19 protein-coding genes are annotated in these 18,759 nt (G+C 49.1%); 18 read left to right on the forward strand and 1 reads right to left on the reverse strand.

Annotated elements, in window-relative coordinates; all coding sequences use genetic code 11:
- The first annotated feature begins 17 nt into the window (after positions 1-17).
- From dat to GIW82_RS00575, 5 genes are all read left to right on the forward strand, one after another.
- Positions 18-866 (forward strand): D-amino-acid transaminase, encoded by an 849-nt coding sequence (dat, locus tag GIW82_RS00555; protein ID WP_154747993.1) that lies wholly within the window; start codon positions 18-20, stop codon positions 864-866.
- A 77-nt stretch (positions 867-943) separates the two neighbouring features.
- Positions 944-1,489 (forward strand): RNA 2',3'-cyclic phosphodiesterase, encoded by a 546-nt coding sequence (thpR, locus tag GIW82_RS00560; protein ID WP_195913908.1) that lies wholly within the window; start codon positions 944-946, stop codon positions 1,487-1,489.
- 18 nt (positions 1,490-1,507) lie between these two features.
- Complete coding sequence (locus tag GIW82_RS00565) at positions 1,508-2,425, forward strand: diacylglycerol/lipid kinase family protein (protein ID WP_370455942.1); 918 nt, start codon at positions 1,508-1,510, stop codon at positions 2,423-2,425.
- Positions 2,426-2,439: 14 nt separating this feature from the next.
- Positions 2,440-3,087 carry a tRNA (guanosine(46)-N7)-methyltransferase TrmB gene (gene trmB, locus GIW82_RS00570; protein ID WP_154747995.1) on the forward strand — a complete coding sequence of 216 codons (648 nt, stop codon included), beginning with the start codon at positions 2,440-2,442 and terminating at the stop codon, positions 3,085-3,087.
- Positions 3,088-3,108: 21 nt separating this feature from the next.
- Positions 3,109-3,960, forward strand: a complete 852-nt coding sequence (locus GIW82_RS00575; protein WP_154747996.1) for a YtnP family quorum-quenching lactonase — start codon at positions 3,109-3,111, stop codon at positions 3,958-3,960.
- Between the two features lie 1,059 nt (positions 3,961-5,019).
- Here GIW82_RS00575 and GIW82_RS00580 read toward each other — a convergent pair.
- Positions 5,020-5,334, reverse strand: coding sequence for a hypothetical protein (locus GIW82_RS00580; protein ID WP_370455943.1), 315 nt, complete (start codon positions 5,332-5,334; stop codon positions 5,020-5,022).
- A gap of 168 nt (positions 5,335-5,502) precedes the next feature.
- Here GIW82_RS00580 and GIW82_RS00585 point away from each other — a divergent pair, with 168 nt between their 5' ends.
- From GIW82_RS00585 to ccpA, 13 genes are all read left to right on the forward strand, one after another.
- Complete coding sequence (locus GIW82_RS00585) at positions 5,503-6,576, forward strand: M42 family metallopeptidase (RefSeq protein WP_154747998.1); 1,074 nt, start codon at positions 5,503-5,505, stop codon at positions 6,574-6,576.
- Positions 6,577-6,639: 63 nt separating this feature from the next.
- Complete coding sequence (locus tag GIW82_RS00590) at positions 6,640-7,161, forward strand: DUF84 family protein (RefSeq protein ID WP_154747999.1); 522 nt, start codon at positions 6,640-6,642, stop codon at positions 7,159-7,161.
- Between the two features lie 78 nt (positions 7,162-7,239).
- Entirely contained in the window at positions 7,240-7,734 is a 495-nt protein-coding gene (locus GIW82_RS00595) for a hypothetical protein (protein WP_230309124.1), read from the forward strand.
- Between the two features lie 12 nt (positions 7,735-7,746).
- Complete coding sequence (locus GIW82_RS00600; RefSeq protein ID WP_154748001.1) at positions 7,747-8,064, forward strand: thioredoxin family protein; 318 nt, start codon at positions 7,747-7,749, stop codon at positions 8,062-8,064.
- Between the two features lie 59 nt (positions 8,065-8,123).
- Positions 8,124-8,933 carry a DUF1444 domain-containing protein gene (locus GIW82_RS00605; protein WP_154748002.1) on the forward strand — a complete coding sequence of 270 codons (810 nt, stop codon included), beginning with the start codon at positions 8,124-8,126 and terminating at the stop codon, positions 8,931-8,933.
- A gap of 2 nt (positions 8,934-8,935) precedes the next feature.
- Positions 8,936-9,547, forward strand: coding sequence for a YtpR family tRNA-binding protein (gene ytpR / locus GIW82_RS00610; RefSeq protein ID WP_154748003.1), 612 nt, complete (start codon positions 8,936-8,938; stop codon positions 9,545-9,547).
- A gap of 6 nt (positions 9,548-9,553) precedes the next feature.
- Positions 9,554-12,199 (forward strand): DNA translocase FtsK, encoded by a 2,646-nt coding sequence (locus GIW82_RS00615; protein ID WP_154748004.1) that lies wholly within the window; start codon positions 9,554-9,556, stop codon positions 12,197-12,199.
- Between the two features lie 145 nt (positions 12,200-12,344).
- The gene (gene murC, locus GIW82_RS00620; RefSeq protein ID WP_154748005.1) at positions 12,345-13,658 is read left to right on the forward strand and encodes a UDP-N-acetylmuramate--L-alanine ligase; all 1,314 of its coding nucleotides are present in this window, start codon (positions 12,345-12,347) and stop codon (positions 13,656-13,658) included.
- A 226-nt stretch (positions 13,659-13,884) separates the two neighbouring features.
- On the forward strand, positions 13,885-14,370 hold the full coding sequence (locus GIW82_RS00625; protein ID WP_154748006.1) for a DUF948 domain-containing protein: 486 nt from the start codon (positions 13,885-13,887) through the stop codon (positions 14,368-14,370).
- 38 nt (positions 14,371-14,408) lie between these two features.
- The gene (locus GIW82_RS00630) at positions 14,409-15,008 is read left to right on the forward strand and encodes a YtxH domain-containing protein (protein WP_154748007.1); all 600 of its coding nucleotides are present in this window, start codon (positions 14,409-14,411) and stop codon (positions 15,006-15,008) included.
- A gap of 18 nt (positions 15,009-15,026) precedes the next feature.
- Entirely contained in the window at positions 15,027-15,356 is a 330-nt protein-coding gene (ytxJ, locus tag GIW82_RS00635) for a bacillithiol system redox-active protein YtxJ (RefSeq protein ID WP_154748008.1), read from the forward strand.
- Between the two features lie 1,180 nt (positions 15,357-16,536).
- Positions 16,537-17,622 carry a bifunctional 3-deoxy-7-phosphoheptulonate synthase/chorismate mutase gene (locus GIW82_RS00640; RefSeq protein WP_154748009.1) on the forward strand — a complete coding sequence of 362 codons (1,086 nt, stop codon included), beginning with the start codon at positions 16,537-16,539 and terminating at the stop codon, positions 17,620-17,622.
- 98 nt (positions 17,623-17,720) lie between these two features.
- Positions 17,721-18,722, forward strand: a complete 1,002-nt coding sequence (ccpA, locus tag GIW82_RS00645) for a catabolite control protein A (RefSeq protein ID WP_154748010.1) — start codon at positions 17,721-17,723, stop codon at positions 18,720-18,722.
- Positions 18,723-18,759: the final 37 nt, after the last annotated feature.

Here is an 18,759-nt window from a genome sequence, read left to right on the forward strand (position 1 = left end):
TGAAAGAGGGAATCGACATGGATTGGATTTTGTATAACGGTGACTTAATCAAGGAAGATGAATTGAAATTATCAAGAGAAGATCGCGCGTATCAATTCGGTGATGGCATCTACGAAGTAATCCGGATATACGGAGGCGACTTCTTCACAGCGGAAGAGCACATCGACCGCTTTTACGAAAGCGCAGAAAAAATCCGCATGGTATTCCCTTACACGAAAGACGTTTTCCACAAAATGCTCCATGAATTGGTTGAGCGGAACGAAGTGACAGACGGACAAGTATATGTGCAAGTGAGCCGTGGTGCATCAATGCGCCAGCACCACTTCCCAGAGCTTGCAGAACCGGTTCTAGTGGCTTCCACAAAGCCGCTTTCACGTCCGGTTGAGTGGATGAAAGCAGGCGTCAAGGCGAAGCTCATCGAAGACGTTCGCTGGCTGCGCTGTGACATCAAGAGCTTGAATCTCCTCGGCAACGTCCTGGCGAAACAGGAAGCGCATGAAGCAGGCTGCTTCGAAGCGATCCTGCACCGCGGCGACGTCGTGACGGAAGGTTCTTCTTCGAACATGTTCGGCATCAAAGGCGGAATCCTTTACACACACCCAGCAACGAACTTAATTTTGAATGGCATCACACGACGCGTCATCATGCAAATTTGTAAGGATTTGGACATCGAGCTTCAAGAAACGGCCTTCACAGTCGACCAGGCCCTGGCGATGGACGAGTTCTTCATGTGCTCGACTACAGCGGAAATCTTACCGGTCATCCAGATCGACGACACAGTGATCGGCAACGGTAAGCCGGGGAAAGTGACGAACCGGTTAATCGAAGCGTTCGAAGCGCGCATCGGCGTGTCCGTCAACGCATAATGGAACAATGACCGTTTTCCGCAGGAATGTCCGCGGAAAACGGTTTTTTCATGGTAAACTATGGAGAGGTGATAGAAATGGCAATCCATTATTTTATCGGCATTCCCGTCCCGCTTTCACTAGCAGAGCAATTGATCGAACAACGGGACGGCTGGAATCTTCAAGGCTTCAAGCGTTACCCGGAATCAGTGGACCTGCACTTGACACTGTCGTTCATCGGAGCGGCGGAACCGGATGAAGTGGAAGGAATGACCGAGCTCCTCGGGAACGTCACCGCGAGCCCGTTCACTTTGAAGATCAGTCGGACGGAAACATTCGGTCCGGCAGACAAGCCGCGCGTCGTTTTTGCCGCAGTAGAAGACAATCAGGCGCTAATGCAACTGCAGCGACAAGTGCTGGAGGCAATCGGACAGCTCCAATTCAAGCTGGATCCGAAGCCGTTCCATCCGCACATCACACTTGCCAACAAGCGGGCAGGCGATGAATCGTTGCCGGCAGTGATGCCGCTTGCATCGGTGCAATTCGAAGTAACCAAGTTTTGTCTGTACCGGATCGCGCCGCAACAGACGCCGCGGTACATAGAAGTCGCAGCGATTGCATTGGCATCACAAGTAAACCGTTGAGAGGAAGATCCCGAAGACGTGAAGACTATTTTTTTGATTAATCCTGTTGCCGGCAATGGCAAAGCGTTAAAGAAATGGCTGCATCTTAAAAGCCAGATCCGGTCCCCGCACGAAGTCATCCAAACGGAGAAGGCCGGACACGCAACTGAATTGGTCCAGCGTTTTGCGGATGAAGGCGAACGTGCACTCGTCGTCGGGATCGGAGGCGACGGGACGATGCGAGAAATCATCACAGCCGCTGCGGGGGTTGCGCATTTATCTGTCGGATTCGTCCCGGCAGGCTCAGGCAACGATTTCGCTCGTGGCTTCGCTTCGTTCAAACACGGAGCGGACATCGAACGTTATTTGGCACAGCAGACGGAACGACCGCATGACCTCGGCCAAGTCGGGGAAAATGACCCGATTGTATTCGTATCGAGTACGGGAATCGGGTTCGATGCGGAAGTGACTGCCCGCGTCAACAAGTCCCCGCTGAAAAAAGCCTTGAACCGCATCGGCATGGGGAAACTCGCCTACGCGCTACTCGTGGCGAATTCGCTGGTCAAGTTCCAGCCATTCACGCTGGAAGTGGCGGAAGCGGGGGAAGTCCGCCATTTTGAAGACGTCTGGCTCGCAACCATCAGTAACCAACCGTTCTTCGGCGGCGGAATGAAGCTGTCGCCGACTTCCAAGACCGATGACGGCAAATTGGAAATCACCGTCGTCCATGGCATCCGCCGATTGAAACTGCTGCTCGTTTTTGGTACGGTATTTACCGGAAGCCATCTCCGCCTTAAAGAAGTAGACCAATGGCACAGCGAGGCATTCCAACTGAAAACGGATGCAGCCGTCAGCCGCCACGCTGATGGTGATGCCGCAGGAACTACACCGCCAAACGATGCGGTTCTTTATACAACGAGCAAGAAGCGCTGGCTTCTCGCCCGTAATCAAACATAGAAAGAGGATTGACCATGAGAGCAAGATACAAACCGTGGGCTGCAGACTTGATCGCAGCCAATCCGGAGATCGTCATCCCGGAACCACAGCAACATAAAGGAAAATGGCACGAAGTATTCGACAACGACCGACCGATCCATATCGAAGTCGGATCAGGGAAAGGCCGTTTCATCAGTGGCATGGCCAAGATGAATCCAGACATCAACTACATCGGCATCGAATTGTTCGAAAGTGTCATCGTCAGCGCGCTCGAAAAAGTACTTGAAGAGGAAGAAGGCATCCCGAACTTACGCTTGTTGGAAGTGAATGGGGAAGCTTTGCAAGATTTCTTCGAAGCAGGGGAAGTCGGCCTTGTCTATTTGAACTTCTCGGATCCTTGGCCAAAAACGCGCCACGCGAAACGCCGCCTTACGAACGAACGCTTCTTGAAGCTGTATGAATCGATTTTGCCGGTCAACGGCGAAATCCATTTCAAGACGGACAACCGCGGACTTTTCGAGTACAGCTTGAAAAGTATTTCGGAATACGGCATGCTATTGACAGATGTTTCACTTGATTTGCACGCAGAAGAGCCGGAGTGGAACATCATGACTGAGTACGAAGAGAAATTCTCAAGCCTTGGTCAGCCGATTTACCATCTCGAAAGTCGTTTTCAAAAATAAATCCACAAAGGGGGACTTGAAATGGATACGATGAAACTCAATGATCTACAACTGACATGGCTCGACGGGGGAACGACGATGTTAGACGGCGGGACGATGTTCGGTGTTGTACCGAAAGTCGTCTGGTCGAAACGTTATCCAGTCAACGAAAAAAACCAGATCGAACTGCCGACACACCCGATTCTGATCGACACTGGCAAAGAAAAGCTGCTGATCGACACAGGACTCGGTGACGGCAAGCTGGACGAACGCCAGCTGCGCAACCTTGGCGTTTCATCACAGTCGCGTCTTGAGAGCCAGTTGGAAGAGCTCGGTTTGACTGCAGCCGACATCGATCACGTTCTCATGACACACTTGCACGGTGACCATGCGGCAGGACTGACGAAATGGCAAGGTGAAGGACTCGTATCGGTCTTTCCGAACGCAGTGATTCACACGTCAGCTATCGAGTGGGACGAAATGCAGCACCCGAACATCCGGTCACGCAATACATACTGGAAAGAAAACTGGGAGCCAGTCGCAAGCCAAGTTCAAACGTTCGAAGGCGAGACAGAAATCGTCCCGGGTATCCGAATGATCCACACGGGTGGTCACTCGAACGGCCACTCCGTCGTCAAAATGACTTCCGGTGATGAAACAATCCTTCACATGGGCGATATCATGCCTACGCATGCACACCAGAACCCGCTGTGGGTCTTGGCATTTGACGACTATCCGATGGATTCGATCTATGCGAAAGAAAAGCTGATGGAAGAAGCGCTCGCAGGAGGCTACTACTTCACGTTCTATCACGACGCCTACTACCGCTATCTGAAATGGAGCGCCGATGGCAAAGAAATCATCGACGCGCTGCAGTATAAGGATAAAGAGTAATAAGATGAAAATGAGCCTATCCCAATAGCTTTTATGGGGATAAGCTCATTTTTTTTAGAGTTTTCTATGGGAGTGGAGGGGATTAAATGGGAAGTCGCTTGCGGCTTAAGGACATGGCTCCCCCGGTAAGCTGAGCTGAGAACCGCTCATCTTACCACTCCGCCATGTCCAGGCCAGCCACTTCGCTGAGGGTGTGGGAGAAATGGTAGTGAAATGGAGTTTTCATTTTATTCTAATGTTGGTATTGAGTTGAATGTTTGGGCGGCTGACTGCGTAGGCCGCCCGGGTTCTAATCTAGTGAGTGTAAAAGAAAGAGCGGGTGTCGCATGGGAATCCGCTTCGTCGCTTCGGACAGGGCTCCCGGAAGAAGCCAAGCTGAAGAACGCTTGTCTTACCCTCCGCCCAGTCCAAACCAGCCACTCCGCTGTGGATGTGGGAGAAATAGTGATGAAATGCCATTTTCATTTCTTTCTACTGTTGATGTTGAGTTGAATGTTCGGGCGGCTGACTGCGTAGGCCGCCACTCTCAGTTGATTTTGTGTTTAATAGTTATCGGGAGCGTAGCAATATTGATTCCTTCTTATCCAGCATCGCGTTGCAGCTGAAAATTGGTGAAGTTTGACTAGATGATTACGAGATACGACTATGCCAACTTGCTCATTATCGAGTGCAAAAACATCTGATTCACGATTAAATTTAAGATGACAAACCTCCTGAGCTTGCCGGCTACTATCCGACACCTTCTAGTAGAAAGCGACATAAGCAGCTTATGCAGGAATCATCCCAATCACTGAAATTCTACAAAAGCTCCGATTCTCGAACGAGCTGAGCCGAAATGGAAGAGTGAGCGTGCCGGAGGAGTCAAGCTAACCCGAGACCCCGCAGGTTGCAAAGCGGCCGAGGAGGCTCGGGTCAGCGCCTCCAGCTCGTGAAACTCTGGAATGCAGGTCAGCAGGATTCTGATTTCGACAATCCCCAAGAAAGTGGGTTCGAAATGATCACAAAATAAAAAAAGCCGCTGCAAACGCAACATGCGTATTTGCAGCAGCTGGACAGCCATTACACTTTATTGATTTCCACAATCGCCCCAGTATAAGCATCTGCAGCAAATTCGAATTGCTGGAGCTCATCATCCTTGTGGCGACTGATTCCGCCTTTGTAGACGTCTGTCGAAATTGCATAGCGGTTGAAAGGCTCGGCTTTCATGTAGATCCAAGAACCGTCAATCGGTCCCTCTTCCTTGAACGCATTCTTGACCGATTCCAAAACATCATCAGCAGGATAAAGCGTTTGACGGCGATCATTCACTTCTTTGATCAAATAAGCAGCAGCTGCTCCTGTCACAAATCCGATTAACAAATCACGATTTTTCACTGGCCATTCCTCCTCTGTCGATTGCCCCAATTGTAACATAAATGAAAGAGCCAACGCATCTGGGAGCCTTTCGCCGAACTTTTCTTTCGTTAAGCGAAATAATAGTGGCAATTTACTGATAAAAGCTCTAAACTGGAAAAAGAGATTGTTTAGAGGGGGATATTGAAAATGAATCAAGAAACATTGCAGATGTTCAAGACGTTGACGGAACTGCCTGGTGCACCGGGGAACGAGCACGAGGTCCGCAAGTATATGAGAACTGAGCTGGAGAAAGTTTCCGATCGTATCATCCAGGACAATTTAGGAAGTATTTTCGGTGTGCGTGACGGCGCAGCAGACGGCCCGCGCATCATGGTTGCCGGCCATATGGACGAAGTCGGCTTCATGGTTACACAAATCACAGACAACGGCATGATCCGTTTCCAGACACTTGGGGGCTGGTGGAACCAAGTTATGCTTGCGACGCGGGTGGAGATCATTGTCGGCGACAAGAAGATTCCAGGAGTCATCGGCTCGATCCCACCTCATCTATTGAGCGATGAAGACCGCAAGAAGCCGATGGAAATCAAGAACATGTTGATCGATATCGGTGCGGATAGCAAAGAAGACGCACAGGAAATCGGTATTCGTCCAGGGCAGCAGATCGTCCCGTTCAGCCCGTTCACACCGATGGCCAACGACAAGAAAATCATGGCGAAAGCTTGGGACAACCGTTATGGCTGTGGTCTTGCAATCGAACTGTTGAAAGAATTGAAAGACGAGAAATTGCCGAACCAATTGTTCTCTGGCGCTACGGTTATGGAAGAAGTCGGCCTGCGCGGTGCACAAACGGCAGCGCATATGATCGATCCGGATCTTTTCTTCGCACTTGATGCGAGCCCGGCGAACGATGCGAACGGCAATAAAAATGAATTCGGCCAGCTTGGCAAAGGGACGCTGATGCGCATCCTCGACCGCAGCATGGTAACACACCGCGGCATGCGCGAATTCGTTTTGGATACAGCTGAATCAAACAACATCCCATATCAATACTTCGTTTCACAAGGCGGAACAGACGCAGGGAACGTCCACACATCGAACGAAGGTGTACCGAGCTCAGTTATCGGAATTTGTTCGCGATACATCCACACATCTGCTTCGATTATTCATACAGATGACTATGCGGCTGCGAAAGAACTGATCGTCAAGCTTGTGAAAGCAGCCGACCGAGCGACAGTTGAAACGATCAAACAAAACGGTTAAAAAAAGTGCCTTCGGGCTCTTTTTTTTGAAGAAAATTTACGCAACCGAAAAAGGGGACACGTTATGCACAACATCAAACTAGCGGTAGCATCGTTGAACAAAGCGAAGGTCGGTGCCGTCGCAGCAGTTATCGAGAAGCTCGAATGGGATACCGATATCCAACCAATGAATGTCGAATCCGGCGTTTCTGCTCAGCCGATGACACTGGAGGAGACGAAGAGGGGAGCGGTCAACCGCGCACAGAACGCCTTACAGGGAGATCGTGACATGGCAATCGGTCTTGAGGGCGGTGTCTTCATGATGGAAGATGGCATGTACCTTTGTAACTGGGGCGCACTCGCAACATCCGATGGCCGCGTCTTTACAGCAGCAGGTGCACAAATTCCGCTTCCGAAAAGCATCTCCGCTGAACTGTTGCGGGGCAGGGAACTCGGTCCGGTGATGGACATTTATGCGAATGAATCCGGCATCCGGAACCATAAAGGCGCGATCGGAGTTTTAACGAATGGCATGATGAATCGGGACGAAATGTTCGACCATCTCGTCACTTTATTGATCGGGCAATATGTGCGCGACAGCGATTAAGTTGCAACTCCACTTAAACACTATTAAAATAAAGCATAGTATAGTGAGGGAGGAATTCATTTGCCTCGAAGATTAGGAATGATCATACTGTTGGCATCAGCCGGTTTTTTGGCCGCATGCGGTGCAACGATGGAAGAACGTGTACAAGAAGGAATCGATGATACGCGGGCAGCGTTTGAAGCTGAGCCGGAAAATGCGAATGAGACTGCTGACCGGACAGAATTTTATTTGCCTGGCGAGTATACTGTAGAAGACCCTTCCGATGAAAATAATATTATCGTGACCGAAGGCGGTGACTCGTTCGTCTTGTTCGTCAACCCGAACGAAGCACCCGATAGTCAATTGTTTTATGAGCTGCAACAGCCTCTTGCGGAGGAGTGGATAGCGAACGAAACGTTCCAGGAAAATGAACGGTTCGGCTTCGTGACGGTCCGTGAAGTGGCGGAAGACCGTTTCGAAATCGTAGCAAGTGCTGGTGGTGTGAAAATGACGACATTATCGGAGGAATCCGATGTGGCGGACAACATGGAATGGATGATGAAGACGGTCCGTTCCGTCGATACTGGAAATTAGGAGCTGAGACTGATGAGAGAGCTACAATCAATCGAGGAATTCAAGCAACTGGCAGACAATGAACCGGTCATCTTCATGTTCACAGCCGGCTGGTGTCCGGATTGCTGCGTGATCGACCCGATCATGCCGGAAGTGGAAGAGAAATTCAGCACGTATACATTCGTTTCCGTCGACCGTGATCAGTTCATCGATCTGTGTGTCGAACAGGAAATCTACGGAATCCCGAGTTTCCTCGGTTTCCGGGACGGCAAGGAAGTCGGCCGTTTCGTCAGTAAAGACCGCAAGACGCAGCAAGAAATCGAATCGTTTATCAACAACCTGTCAGAATAAAAAATCCGAACGGTTCACCCCCAGGGGAGAGCCGTTTGTTTGTGGAAAGGCGGAAAGAAATGAAATCATCTGAATTGATTGGTATATTGAAAAGCCGCATGCCGGGCGAAGAAATCCGTTGGAGCTTCGACCGCGAGAAGGATTCATTACGTATTGAGCATACTGGAATCGGCCAAGGGATGACACTTGGCATCCCGCAAGTCATCAACCGTTACAAAGCAAAAGGTGACGCAGCGATCGACGAGGTCGTCTACACGATCAGCGAGACGTTCAAAGCGATGGAGCTTGAGGAGAGCGGGGCAATTGCAGAGAGCGATCAAATCTTCCCGGTCATCCGTTCGACGTCGTTCCCGGAAGAGTCGCGTGAAGGCATCCGTTTCGTGACAATGGACCATACTGCGGAGACGCGTGTCTATTTTGCCCTTGACATTGGCAATACGTATCGCTTAATTGACGAAAATATGTTAAATTCATTAAGTCTTACTGAAGCACAGCTGCAGGAGATGGCGAAATTCCAAGCAAGAAAATTGTCGACTTCGGTGAAACAGGATGAAGTTGCAGGGAATATCTTCTATTTTTTGAATGAAAATGATGGCTATGACGCTTCCCGCATTTTGAACGAAGCGTTCTTAAAAGAAATGAAAGAAAAGATCCAAGGGGATATGACGGTTTCGGTGCCGCACCAAGATGTGCTGATTATCGGCGATATCCGCAATGAAACAGGTTATGATGTATTGGCCCAGATGGCAATGCACTTCTTCACAAATGGGAAAGTCCCGATTACATCACTGTCATTCGTCTACGAAGACGGTGTGCTTGATCCGATCTTCATCATGGCTAAAAACAGACGCGAGCAGGAGGAAAAATAAAAATGAATGTTTTCTACAATACAAAAGGTATCGGTGATACGCTACTCGTTCGTTTACAAATGGAAACACCAGAGAAAATCACACCGGAAACATTCGGTGATATCACGCTGATTAAAGATGCAGAAGGGCAAGTGGCAGGCTTTAACTTGTTCAACGCTTCAACTTATTCGGATGCGTTGAAAGAAGACACTGCAGTTGAACTGAACGAGCAGCTTGTAACAGACCTTCAAAATGCACTGGAGAAGAATGGTGTCAGTTTGACATTGGAAGTGGATTTGACACCGAAATTCGTCATCGGATTCGTAGAGTCAAAAGAAAAACACCCGAATGCTGACAAACTGAACGTTTGCCAAGTAGTTGTTGGGGAAGAAACATTGCAAATCGTCTGTGGTGCTCCGAACGTCGAGCAAGGACAAAAAGTGGTCGTGGCGAAAGTCGGCGCTGTTATGCCTTCAGGGATGCTCATCAAAGACGCAGAACTGCGCGGTGTTCCTTCAAGCGGCATGATCTGTTCAGCAAAAGAACTGGCATTACCGGATGCTCCAGAGCAAAAAGGGATTCTTGTTTTGCCTGAAGACACTGAAGTCGGTGCAGCATTCGAAGTGAAGGCGTGACGAGTGATGAGCTGGTTTAAAAACTTATGGAGCCGTGTATTCGATTCGGATGATGACGAAGCCCGGTTGGAAGATGCCCGGAAACAGCCGCAACCAAAGACCGCACGATCTGCACCTTTCCGATTTCCGCTCATACCGGATGAAGATAAGCAGGCATTTCTAGCAGGGGAACCAGACGAACAAGAAATCCAGGATGTACGCCCGACCGCCCGGATCGAACCATCGATGAAGCGGACTGAATTGCGTGCAGCTGATCGCGACCGTTTTCGGGACCAGGATATCATCACACCGGTGACACCGGTACGGAATCCGCGTCCTATCCGAGAAGTGAGCAGAACCGCACCGCTTCCGAAGCGGACGGAATTGAAAGACAAGCCGGGATCATCCCGGCGGTTCGAGCCGACTCGGGTGCCTTCCCCTGTCTACGGATTCCAGGAGCAGCGTCCGTTACCGATCGAGCAATTGCTTGATCAGAAAGAGACAGCAACAGGGCCGGAGACGACGACGGAAATCTTGAAGTCGGATCAGCATGAAAAAGTCGGCAAAGACCGGACTGGCATGGAAACCTTCATCAGCGATGTCGCACTGACTCCCTCTGCAGCACAGCAGGCGGAGCGGGTGCGGATGGAGCTGAAAGGATTGCGCTACGTCCAGCCGGAAGAAAAAGTCGTCGCACCACCAGTACAAGAGAAAATCACAATGCCCGAAGAGATAGCCCAGCCGGAAGTAGTAGCTGAACCTGTTGCTGAACCTGTAACACCCGTGATTACCGCCGAACCACAAAGCACTGAAGAACCAATTGAAATAGCAGAACCGATCGAGAAGCCGGCAGTCGCCGAAGCTTATGTTTCACATGCGCCGCCAGCTCCGACGAAAATCGAAGTGCCGGAACAGCTTGAGGAACCGATCACAGAAGAGCCGGAAGAAACACCACAAGCAGTAGAAGTGGTCGAAGAACCGGTCCTTGTCCCTGCACCTGTAGCTGAAAAAGTTGCAGAGCCTGAAGTGAAGAAACCGTCGACGGAGAGGAAAGTGCCGTTCAACGTCTTAATGCTGAAGTCGGACAAACAAAAAATGCAACAGCGTCCGGTTGGAAAACCGGTGTTGCCGAAAGCGGTCCAAGAAGTGAAAGCGCCGGAACTTGTCGTCCAGCAGCCTGAAGTGGTTGCAATAGAAGAGACATCTGCGCCGGAAGTCGAAGTACCGCAGACAGAGATTGTCAAAACGGCTGAGCCTGTCGCCGCTTATTTCTTGCCTGAAAAAGATTCATTGCGTCCACCTGAGAACGATTTGATCGATACGGAGTGGATGGAAGAGCAGGGAGACCGCCTAGTCGAGGCGCTCTCGCATTTCCACATCAATGCGGAGATTACGTCAATCGTACAAGGCCCCGCCGTCACACAATTTGAATTGACCGTTGCCCACGGCGTGAAAGTCAGCAAGATCCGCAACTTGGCGGATGACTTGAAGCTAGCCCTGGCAGCACGTGATATCCGTATCCAAGCACCGATTCCTGGGAAGAGCTCAATCGGCATCGAAATTCCTAACCGCAAATCGCGCCCGGTACGTATTTCTGAAATTATCGGCAGTGATGTATTCACCTCATCCGATTCACCTTTGGAAGCGGCACTTGGCCTTGATTTGACAGGGAAACCTGTGAGTGTCGACTTGCGGAAAATGCCACATGGCTTGATTGCCGGTGCAACAGGTTCCGGAAAATCGGTGTGCATTAATTCAATTCTCGTCAGTTTGCTATTTAAATCGACACCACGTGATTTGAAATTATTGCTGATCGATCCGAAAATGGTCGAACTTGCACCGTATAATCATATTCCGCATTTGCTGAGTCCAGTCATCACGGACGTGAAAGCAGCGACCGCTTCCTTGAAATGGGCAGTCGAAGAAATGGAGCGTCGCTATCAGTTGTTCGCCCACACAGGCGTCCGCGATATCGCGCGTTATAATAAGATGGTTGCCTCTAAAGGACAACCAGCACAGCACTTGCCGCACATCCTCATCATTATTGATGAGTTGGCGGATCTCATGATGGCCGCGCCGTCTGATGTCGAAGAATCGATTTGCCGCATCGCCCAAAAAGCGCGTGCTTGCGGAATCCACTTGGTCATCGCCACACAGCGTCCATCCGTGGATGTCATTACCGGCTTGATCAAATCGAACATCCCGACACGCATCGCCTTCTCTGTATCGTCCCAAGTGGACAGCCGGACAATCCTGGATTCCCAAGGAGCAGAACGTCTTCTCGGGAAAGGGGACATGCTATATTTAGGAAATGGCATGTCAGCACCGGTCCGGATCCAAGGAACATTCGTCACAGATGAAGAAATCGAAGACGTCATCGCGCATGTCCGGAAGCAAGGTGAACCGGAATACATCTTCAAAGAAGAGGAATTGATCCGCTCGAGCTACATGGCTGAAGAGCAAGATGAACTGTTCGAGGAAGCGTGCCGACTCATCGTTACACAAAGCACGGCTTCTACATCGATGCTGCAACGTCACTTCCGGATCGGTTATAACCGCGCAGCGAGACTTATGGATATGATCGAGGAGCAGGGAGTCATTTCGGTCCAAAATGGCAGCAAACCGAGGACTGTTCTGATGACAAAAGAGGACATGGAAGAAGTGTTCCAGTAAAAGGTGCTCATCATCATCAAGATTTTAGCTACCAAATAGCAGAAAAGTTATGATATAATCAACTGATTAACAATTAGAAGGTAGCAGCTTGGATAAAGCAGCATACATAGAAGCTGGTTATCCAACTTCCACAGGGGGTACGTTTATGAATACAATGCATTTTACCGGCATCAAAGGCTCCGGGATGAGTCCGCTTGCTCAAATTATGCATGATATGGGAAAGTACGTGCAGGGATCTGACATCGACCAGCACTTTTTCACTGAAGATCGTTTAAGAGAACGCGGAATCGAAATCTTGCCGTTCGATCCGGAAAATATCAAAGAAAATATGACCATTATTGCAGGCAATGCATTCCCGGACGACCATCCGGAATTGTTGCGCGCGAAAGAACTTGGTGCTACAATCATCCGTTATCACACATTCCTTGGCGATTTACTGAAGCAATTTGTCTCGGTCGCTATTACAGGCGCCCACGGGAAAACGTCGACGACAGGATTGATGGCGCACGTCTTGGCAGGCTTCAAACCGGTTTCTTACTTGATCGGTGACGGCACTGGATACGGTCAGGAATCCTCGCACTTCTTCGTATTGGAAGCGTGTGAGTACCGCCGTCATTTCCTTGCATATCATCCCGACTATGCCATCATGACGAATATCGATTTCGATCATCCCGATTATTTCGGCGGAATCGACGATGTCTTCCAGGCATTCGAGGAAATGGCACAGCAAGTGAAAAAATGCATCATTGCTTGCGGTGATGATGCTTATTTGCAACGCATCCAAGCACCGGTGCCGGTCGTCTATTACGGCTTCGGTCCGGAGAATGATTTCCAGGCGCGCAATATCGTCAAGACTCCAGAAGGCACGACGTTCGACGTGGTCGTGCGTAATGAGTTCTTCCATACATTTACTCTGCCGATGTACGGGGACCATGCGATTTTGAATGCACTCGGTGTCATTTCATTGTGCCATTACGAGAACATCTCGGCAGACATCATCCAGCGCCAATTCGACAGCTACGAAGGCGTTAAACGCCGCTTTACGGAAACGATCGTCGGAAGCCGTGTATTAATCGACGATTATGCACACCATCCTACCGAAATCAGTGCGACTCTTCAGTCTGCCCGCCAGAAGTTCCCGGATCGTGAAGTGATTGCGGTTTTCCAGCCGCATACATTCTCGCGGACGGAAACATTCCTCCAGGAGTTCGCGGACAGCCTTGACGGAGCCGACAAGGTTTATCTATGCGATATTTTCGGATCGGCACGCGAGCAAAAAGGCGAGCTGACAATCCAGGACCTAGCCGACAAAATCGACGGTGTTAAATTGATTGAAGTGGGAGACCTGTCTCCACTCATGGATCACGAAGATGCAGTCTTCCTATTCATGGGTGCAGGAGATGTGACGAAATTCCACGAAGAATTTGAACGCCTGCTAAAAATGCAGGAAACAGTGTAACATGTGAAAGGCAGTTGCCAAAGGAAGAATACTCCTTTTGGCAACTGCTTTTTTGCGTATTCCCCGCGGATTATAGAATGTTCCGTCTATCTCGAAAAGGAGAGAAAGTTAAAGGATTTCTAGAAGACATGTCGAATAAGAACTTGAACCGGCAAAGTTTACTGTTCGAGAAGGAGGGGTAAAAGAGAGTAGAACAATTTATTCACTTTTCAAAGGAGGAATTAATATGGATTGGTCGATACTGCTCTACATAGCTGCAATTGTGGCTGCGATCGGGTTCCTTGTCCTATGTATTGCATTGGCAATGACCTTGAACTCATTGAAGAACATTCTAAAAGAGGTTTCAGGAACGGTGGCAGGCTTGGAGAACCAATTGCAAGGCATTACGCTTGAAACGACGAACCTCCTGCATAAGACGAATTCCCTAGCAGAAGACGTGCAAGACAAATCACAGAAACTGAACGGTCTTGTAGACGCTGTGAAAGGAATCGGCAACTCGGTGACGGACTTGAACTCATCAGTACGCCGCGTCACTTCTTCCGTGTCGACTTCGGTCGAACAGAACGAAGATAAGATTGCACAGGTTGTTCAATGGAGCAACGTCGTTCTTGGCATCCGCGACAAGTGGAAAGAGCGTAAAGTATACGAAGCACGTGCTCAAGCACCATATGAGCCAGTACCGGGCCAAAAGCGCCTACCGCATAACCAATAAAAAAACCGATATTCAAAAACACTCTGGAGGGATTCACAATGGGAAACTACGACAAACCGAACTACAACGAAAACACGTACAATAAAGACTACTACTCTCAGAGCGGTGCAAACTACCAGCACAGCGACTACACGCCACAATCCTACGGCATGTACAACCGCTACGATGACCTTTATGATTTCGAAGAAGAGTCAGCATCAAAAGACTTCATCATCGGTGCGCTGATCGGGGGAATCCTCGGGGCAGCAGCGGCATTGTTCCTAGCTCCAAAATCAGGCAAGGAACTGCGCACGGACTTGAATACGCAAGCAACGATGCTGAAAGAGAAATCAAGCGAATATACGGACATCGCAAAAGAGAAATCCGGCGGCTTGAAGCAGCAGGTGATGGAGCAATCGACGAAAGTAGTCGACAAAGTGAAAAACATGAAAGGTGGTTCTTCACCGATGGACGATGGCACAGCATCTTCCGAAGGAGAGGAATCGATCGAAATGCTGGACACAGTCCAAAACACGATCGAAAAAGCTGAGTCTACTGGACAAGATGCATTCACTTCCACTGCGAACGCCTTGAAAGAAGCAGTCGAAGAAGTGAAGGAAGAAAATAAAGAAGAAATGAAAAACAACAAAAACGTTTAATAGCTGGGAGCGAATGGAATGGACAACTTGATTCGCGTACAGAGCCTGGAAGAGCTGAAACAGGCCACAGCCGATACACAGCACTTCTGGCTGTTCAAACATAGCAGCACATGCCCGGTATCTGCCGCGGCATGGAATGAATTCAACGAGTATGCTTCACTGCATCCGAATCAGAAATTCTTATTTTTGGTGGTACAGGAAGATCGACAACTATCGAATGAAATCGAGCGTATTACCGAAGTGAAGCATGAGTCACCCCAGCTGTTCCACTTTGCGAGTATGCAGGTGGATTGGCATGAATCTCATGACAATATCAAGAGCAAGGCGATGCAGGCATTTATTGCATGAGCCGAGCAAAAAGGAAATCGGAGCGGCGAGTTGCTGCTTCGGTTTTCTTTTTGTTTTGCGGCTGACTGCGCAGGCCACCGGGGTTCTGATTTGGTGAGTGGAGGAGTGATTTGGGTGTCGCATGGGAATCCGCTTCGTCGCTTCGGACAGGGCTCCCGGAAGAAGCCCAGTCCAAACCACCTCCTCCGCTAGGTGTTGTGGGAGAAGTGGGAGTGAGGTGGAGCTTTCATTTTATTCTAATGTTGGTATTGAGTTGAATGTTTGGGCGGCTGACTCCGTAGGCCGCCCGGGTTCTAATCTAGTGAGTGTAAAAGAAAGAGCGAGTGTCGCATGGGATCCGCTTCGTCGCTTCGGACAGGGCTCCCGGAAGAAGCCAAGCTGAAGAACGCTTGTCTCCTTCCTCCGCCCAGTCCAAACCACCTTCTCCGCTGGGTGTTGTGGGAGAAGTGGGAGTGAGGTGGAGTTTTCATTTTATTCTAATGTTGGTATTGAGTTGAATATTTGGGCGGCTGACTTCGTAGGCCGCCACTTTCAGATGATTTTGTGTGTAAAAGTTATCGGGAGCGTAGCATTATTGATCCCTTCTTATCCAGCATCGTATTGCAGCTGAAAATTGATTGGGGTTGACTATATGATCACGCGATACAACTTTGCCAACTTGAAGTATGATAAACTTCTTGAACTTGCCCGCTAATACTTGTCACCTTCTGATAGGACTAGAAGAAGGCACGGTATGCAGGGATCATCCCACTCCATAAAATTTTATGAAACTCCCGTTATCGAACGAGCTAAGCTGGAATGGAAGAGTGAGCGTGCCGGAGGAGTCAAGCTAATCCGAGACCCCGCAGGTTGCAAAGCGGCCGAGGAGGCTCGGGTCAGCGCCTCCAACTCGCGATCTCTGGAATGCAAGTCAGTCGAACTCCATATATTAATATCCTTTTTTCAATCTAACAGGTCAACCGGAAACAAACTTAGTAATTCTTCTTAAATTCCGACTACTACCCCCAATCCCTTATTACCGATTTTTAATCAATAATCACAACTTTCTACCTAATAAAATACTTTCGCGCGTTGAAGCACTAAAACTTTCTTCGTGACTTTCGGAAATCCATTGCATATAATAGGTCTTATACGTTAAGATGATTCAAATACATGTGATAGTGAAAGGAGAAGCAATTTTATGAGCCCACTAGATTTAGAGCAACTTAGAGAGCAAGTCGACGCAGTTAATCTTCAGATTCTCGGTCTTATCAACGAACGCGCGAAAGTCATCCAGGAGATCGGTAAGATCAAGGAAAAGCAGGGGGTAAATCGCTTCGACCCATTGCGTGAACGTCACATGCTGGATTTACTGAAAGAGAACAATATAGGTCCACTTGATCAGAAGACAGTCGACCATATTTTCAAAGAGATCTTTAAATCGGCACTTGATATGCAAGAAGAGGATCAACGCAAAGCACTTCTTGTTTCCCGTAAACGGAAATCGGAAGATACGATCATCACGATCAACGGCGAGCGGATCGGTGATGGCACGCCATCATTCATCTTCGGTCCATGTGCTGTAGAATCACAGGATCAAGTATCACAAGTCGCAGCAGCGATCGGCGGAAAAGGTCTGAACTTGATCCGTGGAGGAGCTTACAAGCCACGTACATCGCCTTACGATTTCCAAGGACTTGGACTTGAAGGCCTGAAAATGTTGAAGAGTGCAGCAGCAGCCCACAACCTTGCAGTCGTATCGGAAATCGTTACGCCATCACATTTGGAAGAAGCTTTGGACTACGTGGATGTCGTACAGATCGGTGCGCGTAACATGCAGAACTTCGAATTGCTTAAAGCAGTCGGGGATATCGGAAAACCGGTCCTCCTGAAACGCGGAATGTCAGCGACGATCGACGAATTCGTCAACGCAGCTGAGTACATCATCGCTTCAGGGAACGATCAGATCATCCTTTGTGAACGCGGAATTCGCACATACGAAAAAGCGACGCGCAACACATTGGACATTTCAGCAGTGCCAATCCTTAAACAAGAGACACATCTTCCAGTATTCGTCGATGTGACGCACTCGACTGGTCGTCGTGACCTCTTGTTGCCAGCAGCGAAAGCGGCGATTGCAATCGGAGCTGATGGCGTCATGGCAGAAGTGCACCCGGATCCGGCGGTTGCGTTGTCTGATGCACAGCAGCAGATGGACCTTCCACAATTCGATGCATACTACGATGCGTTGATGACATTCATGAAACAATACGAACTAAAATCATAATTCATTGAAAAACCGGATTCTTTCCGGTTTTTTTTAATTATTGATTGAACGCGTCCAACTATCGTATGATTAAGGGAGAAGTGGAAAGGAGGCGCATCATGACCGTAACAATTTATGATGTTGCACGGGAAGCGAACGTATCGATGGCAACGGTGTCAAGGGTTGTAAACGGCAACCAGAACGTCAAGCCAGCAACGAGGAAGAAAGTATTGAAAGTGATTGAAGATTTAGGTTACCGTCCGAACGCAGTGGCACGAGGATTGGCGAGCAAGAAAACGACAACGGTCGGCGTCATCATTCCCGATATCTCAAATAGCATGTTTGCGGAGCTTGCACGTGGAATCGAGGACATCGCGACGATGTACCGCTACAACATCATTTTGTCCAACTCGGATCAGAACGAGAACAAGGAATTGCAGCTGCTCGAGACAATGCTCGGCAAGCAAGTGGACGGAATTGTCTTCATGAGTGACATGCTGTCTGATGAGTTGCTGACGGAGATGAAACGCTCACGGACGCCGATCGTTCTGGCGGGATCTCTTGAGGAGAGTGGAGAGCTTGCATCTGTTAATATCGACTATTACGGCGCAGCTTATGAAGCGGTTAAGAAACTAACAGCAAATGGTCATAAGAAAATCGCTTATTTCTCAGGCCCGCTAAAATCAAAGGTCAATAAAACACATAAGCTGAAAGCATATCAGCAAGCTTTGCTTGATGCAGGCATCGAATTCGATCCGCGCTACGTCATTGAAACAGACAACTCGTACGATGATGCGGTCGAAGCAGTGCGTTCCCTGCACAAGATGGACCTGATTCCGACAGCTTACTTCGTCAACAACGATGAAATGTCGATCGGCGTCATTCATACAGTCGAAGAGGACGGACAGTCGGTTCCGGCACAAGTGGAGATCATCAGTTATGAGAACTCCAAACTTGCGCGGATGGCACGTCCGATGCTGACGTCAGTCGCATTGCCGCTTTATGATATCGGTGCTGTTTCGATGCGTCTTTTGACGAAGTACATGAACAATGAAGAAATCGAAGAGAAGCAAGTGATCTTGCCATATCGGATCGAAGAACGGCAAACGACCAAGCAATAATATATTGAGCAAAAAAGAGTTGCTCCGGAATGTCGTC

The sequence above is a fragment of the Planomicrobium sp. YIM 101495 genome (assembly GCF_009707665.1).
In the GTDB taxonomy this organism is placed as follows: domain Bacteria; phylum Bacillota; class Bacilli; order Bacillales_A; family Planococcaceae; genus Planococcus.

Coding starts and splice junctions, on each gene's coding strand:
- dat (WP_154747993.1), top strand. CDS start 18: ATGGATTGGATTTTGTATAACGGTGACTTAATCAAGGAAGATGAATTG.
- thpR (WP_195913908.1), top strand. CDS start 944: ATGGCAATCCATTATTTTATCGGCATTCCCGTCCCGCTTTCACTAGCA.
- trmB (WP_154747995.1), top strand. CDS start 2,440: ATGAGAGCAAGATACAAACCGTGGGCTGCAGACTTGATCGCAGCCAAT.
- GIW82_RS00575 (WP_154747996.1), top strand. CDS start 3,109: ATGGATACGATGAAACTCAATGATCTACAACTGACATGGCTCGACGGG.
- GIW82_RS00585 (WP_154747998.1), top strand. CDS start 5,503: ATGAATCAAGAAACATTGCAGATGTTCAAGACGTTGACGGAACTGCCT.
- GIW82_RS00590 (WP_154747999.1), top strand. CDS start 6,640: ATGCACAACATCAAACTAGCGGTAGCATCGTTGAACAAAGCGAAGGTC.
- GIW82_RS00595 (WP_230309124.1), top strand. CDS start 7,240: ATGATCATACTGTTGGCATCAGCCGGTTTTTTGGCCGCATGCGGTGCA.
- GIW82_RS00600 (WP_154748001.1), top strand. CDS start 7,747: ATGAGAGAGCTACAATCAATCGAGGAATTCAAGCAACTGGCAGACAAT.
- GIW82_RS00605 (WP_154748002.1), top strand. CDS start 8,124: ATGAAATCATCTGAATTGATTGGTATATTGAAAAGCCGCATGCCGGGC.
- ytpR (WP_154748003.1), top strand. CDS start 8,936: ATGAATGTTTTCTACAATACAAAAGGTATCGGTGATACGCTACTCGTT.
- GIW82_RS00615 (WP_154748004.1), top strand. CDS start 9,554: ATGAGCTGGTTTAAAAACTTATGGAGCCGTGTATTCGATTCGGATGAT.
- murC (WP_154748005.1), top strand. CDS start 12,345: ATGAATACAATGCATTTTACCGGCATCAAAGGCTCCGGGATGAGTCCG.
- GIW82_RS00625 (WP_154748006.1), top strand. CDS start 13,885: ATGGATTGGTCGATACTGCTCTACATAGCTGCAATTGTGGCTGCGATC.
- GIW82_RS00630 (WP_154748007.1), top strand. CDS start 14,409: ATGGGAAACTACGACAAACCGAACTACAACGAAAACACGTACAATAAA.
- ytxJ (WP_154748008.1), top strand. CDS start 15,027: ATGGACAACTTGATTCGCGTACAGAGCCTGGAAGAGCTGAAACAGGCC.
- GIW82_RS00640 (WP_154748009.1), top strand. CDS start 16,537: ATGAGCCCACTAGATTTAGAGCAACTTAGAGAGCAAGTCGACGCAGTT.
- ccpA (WP_154748010.1), top strand. CDS start 17,721: ATGACCGTAACAATTTATGATGTTGCACGGGAAGCGAACGTATCGATG.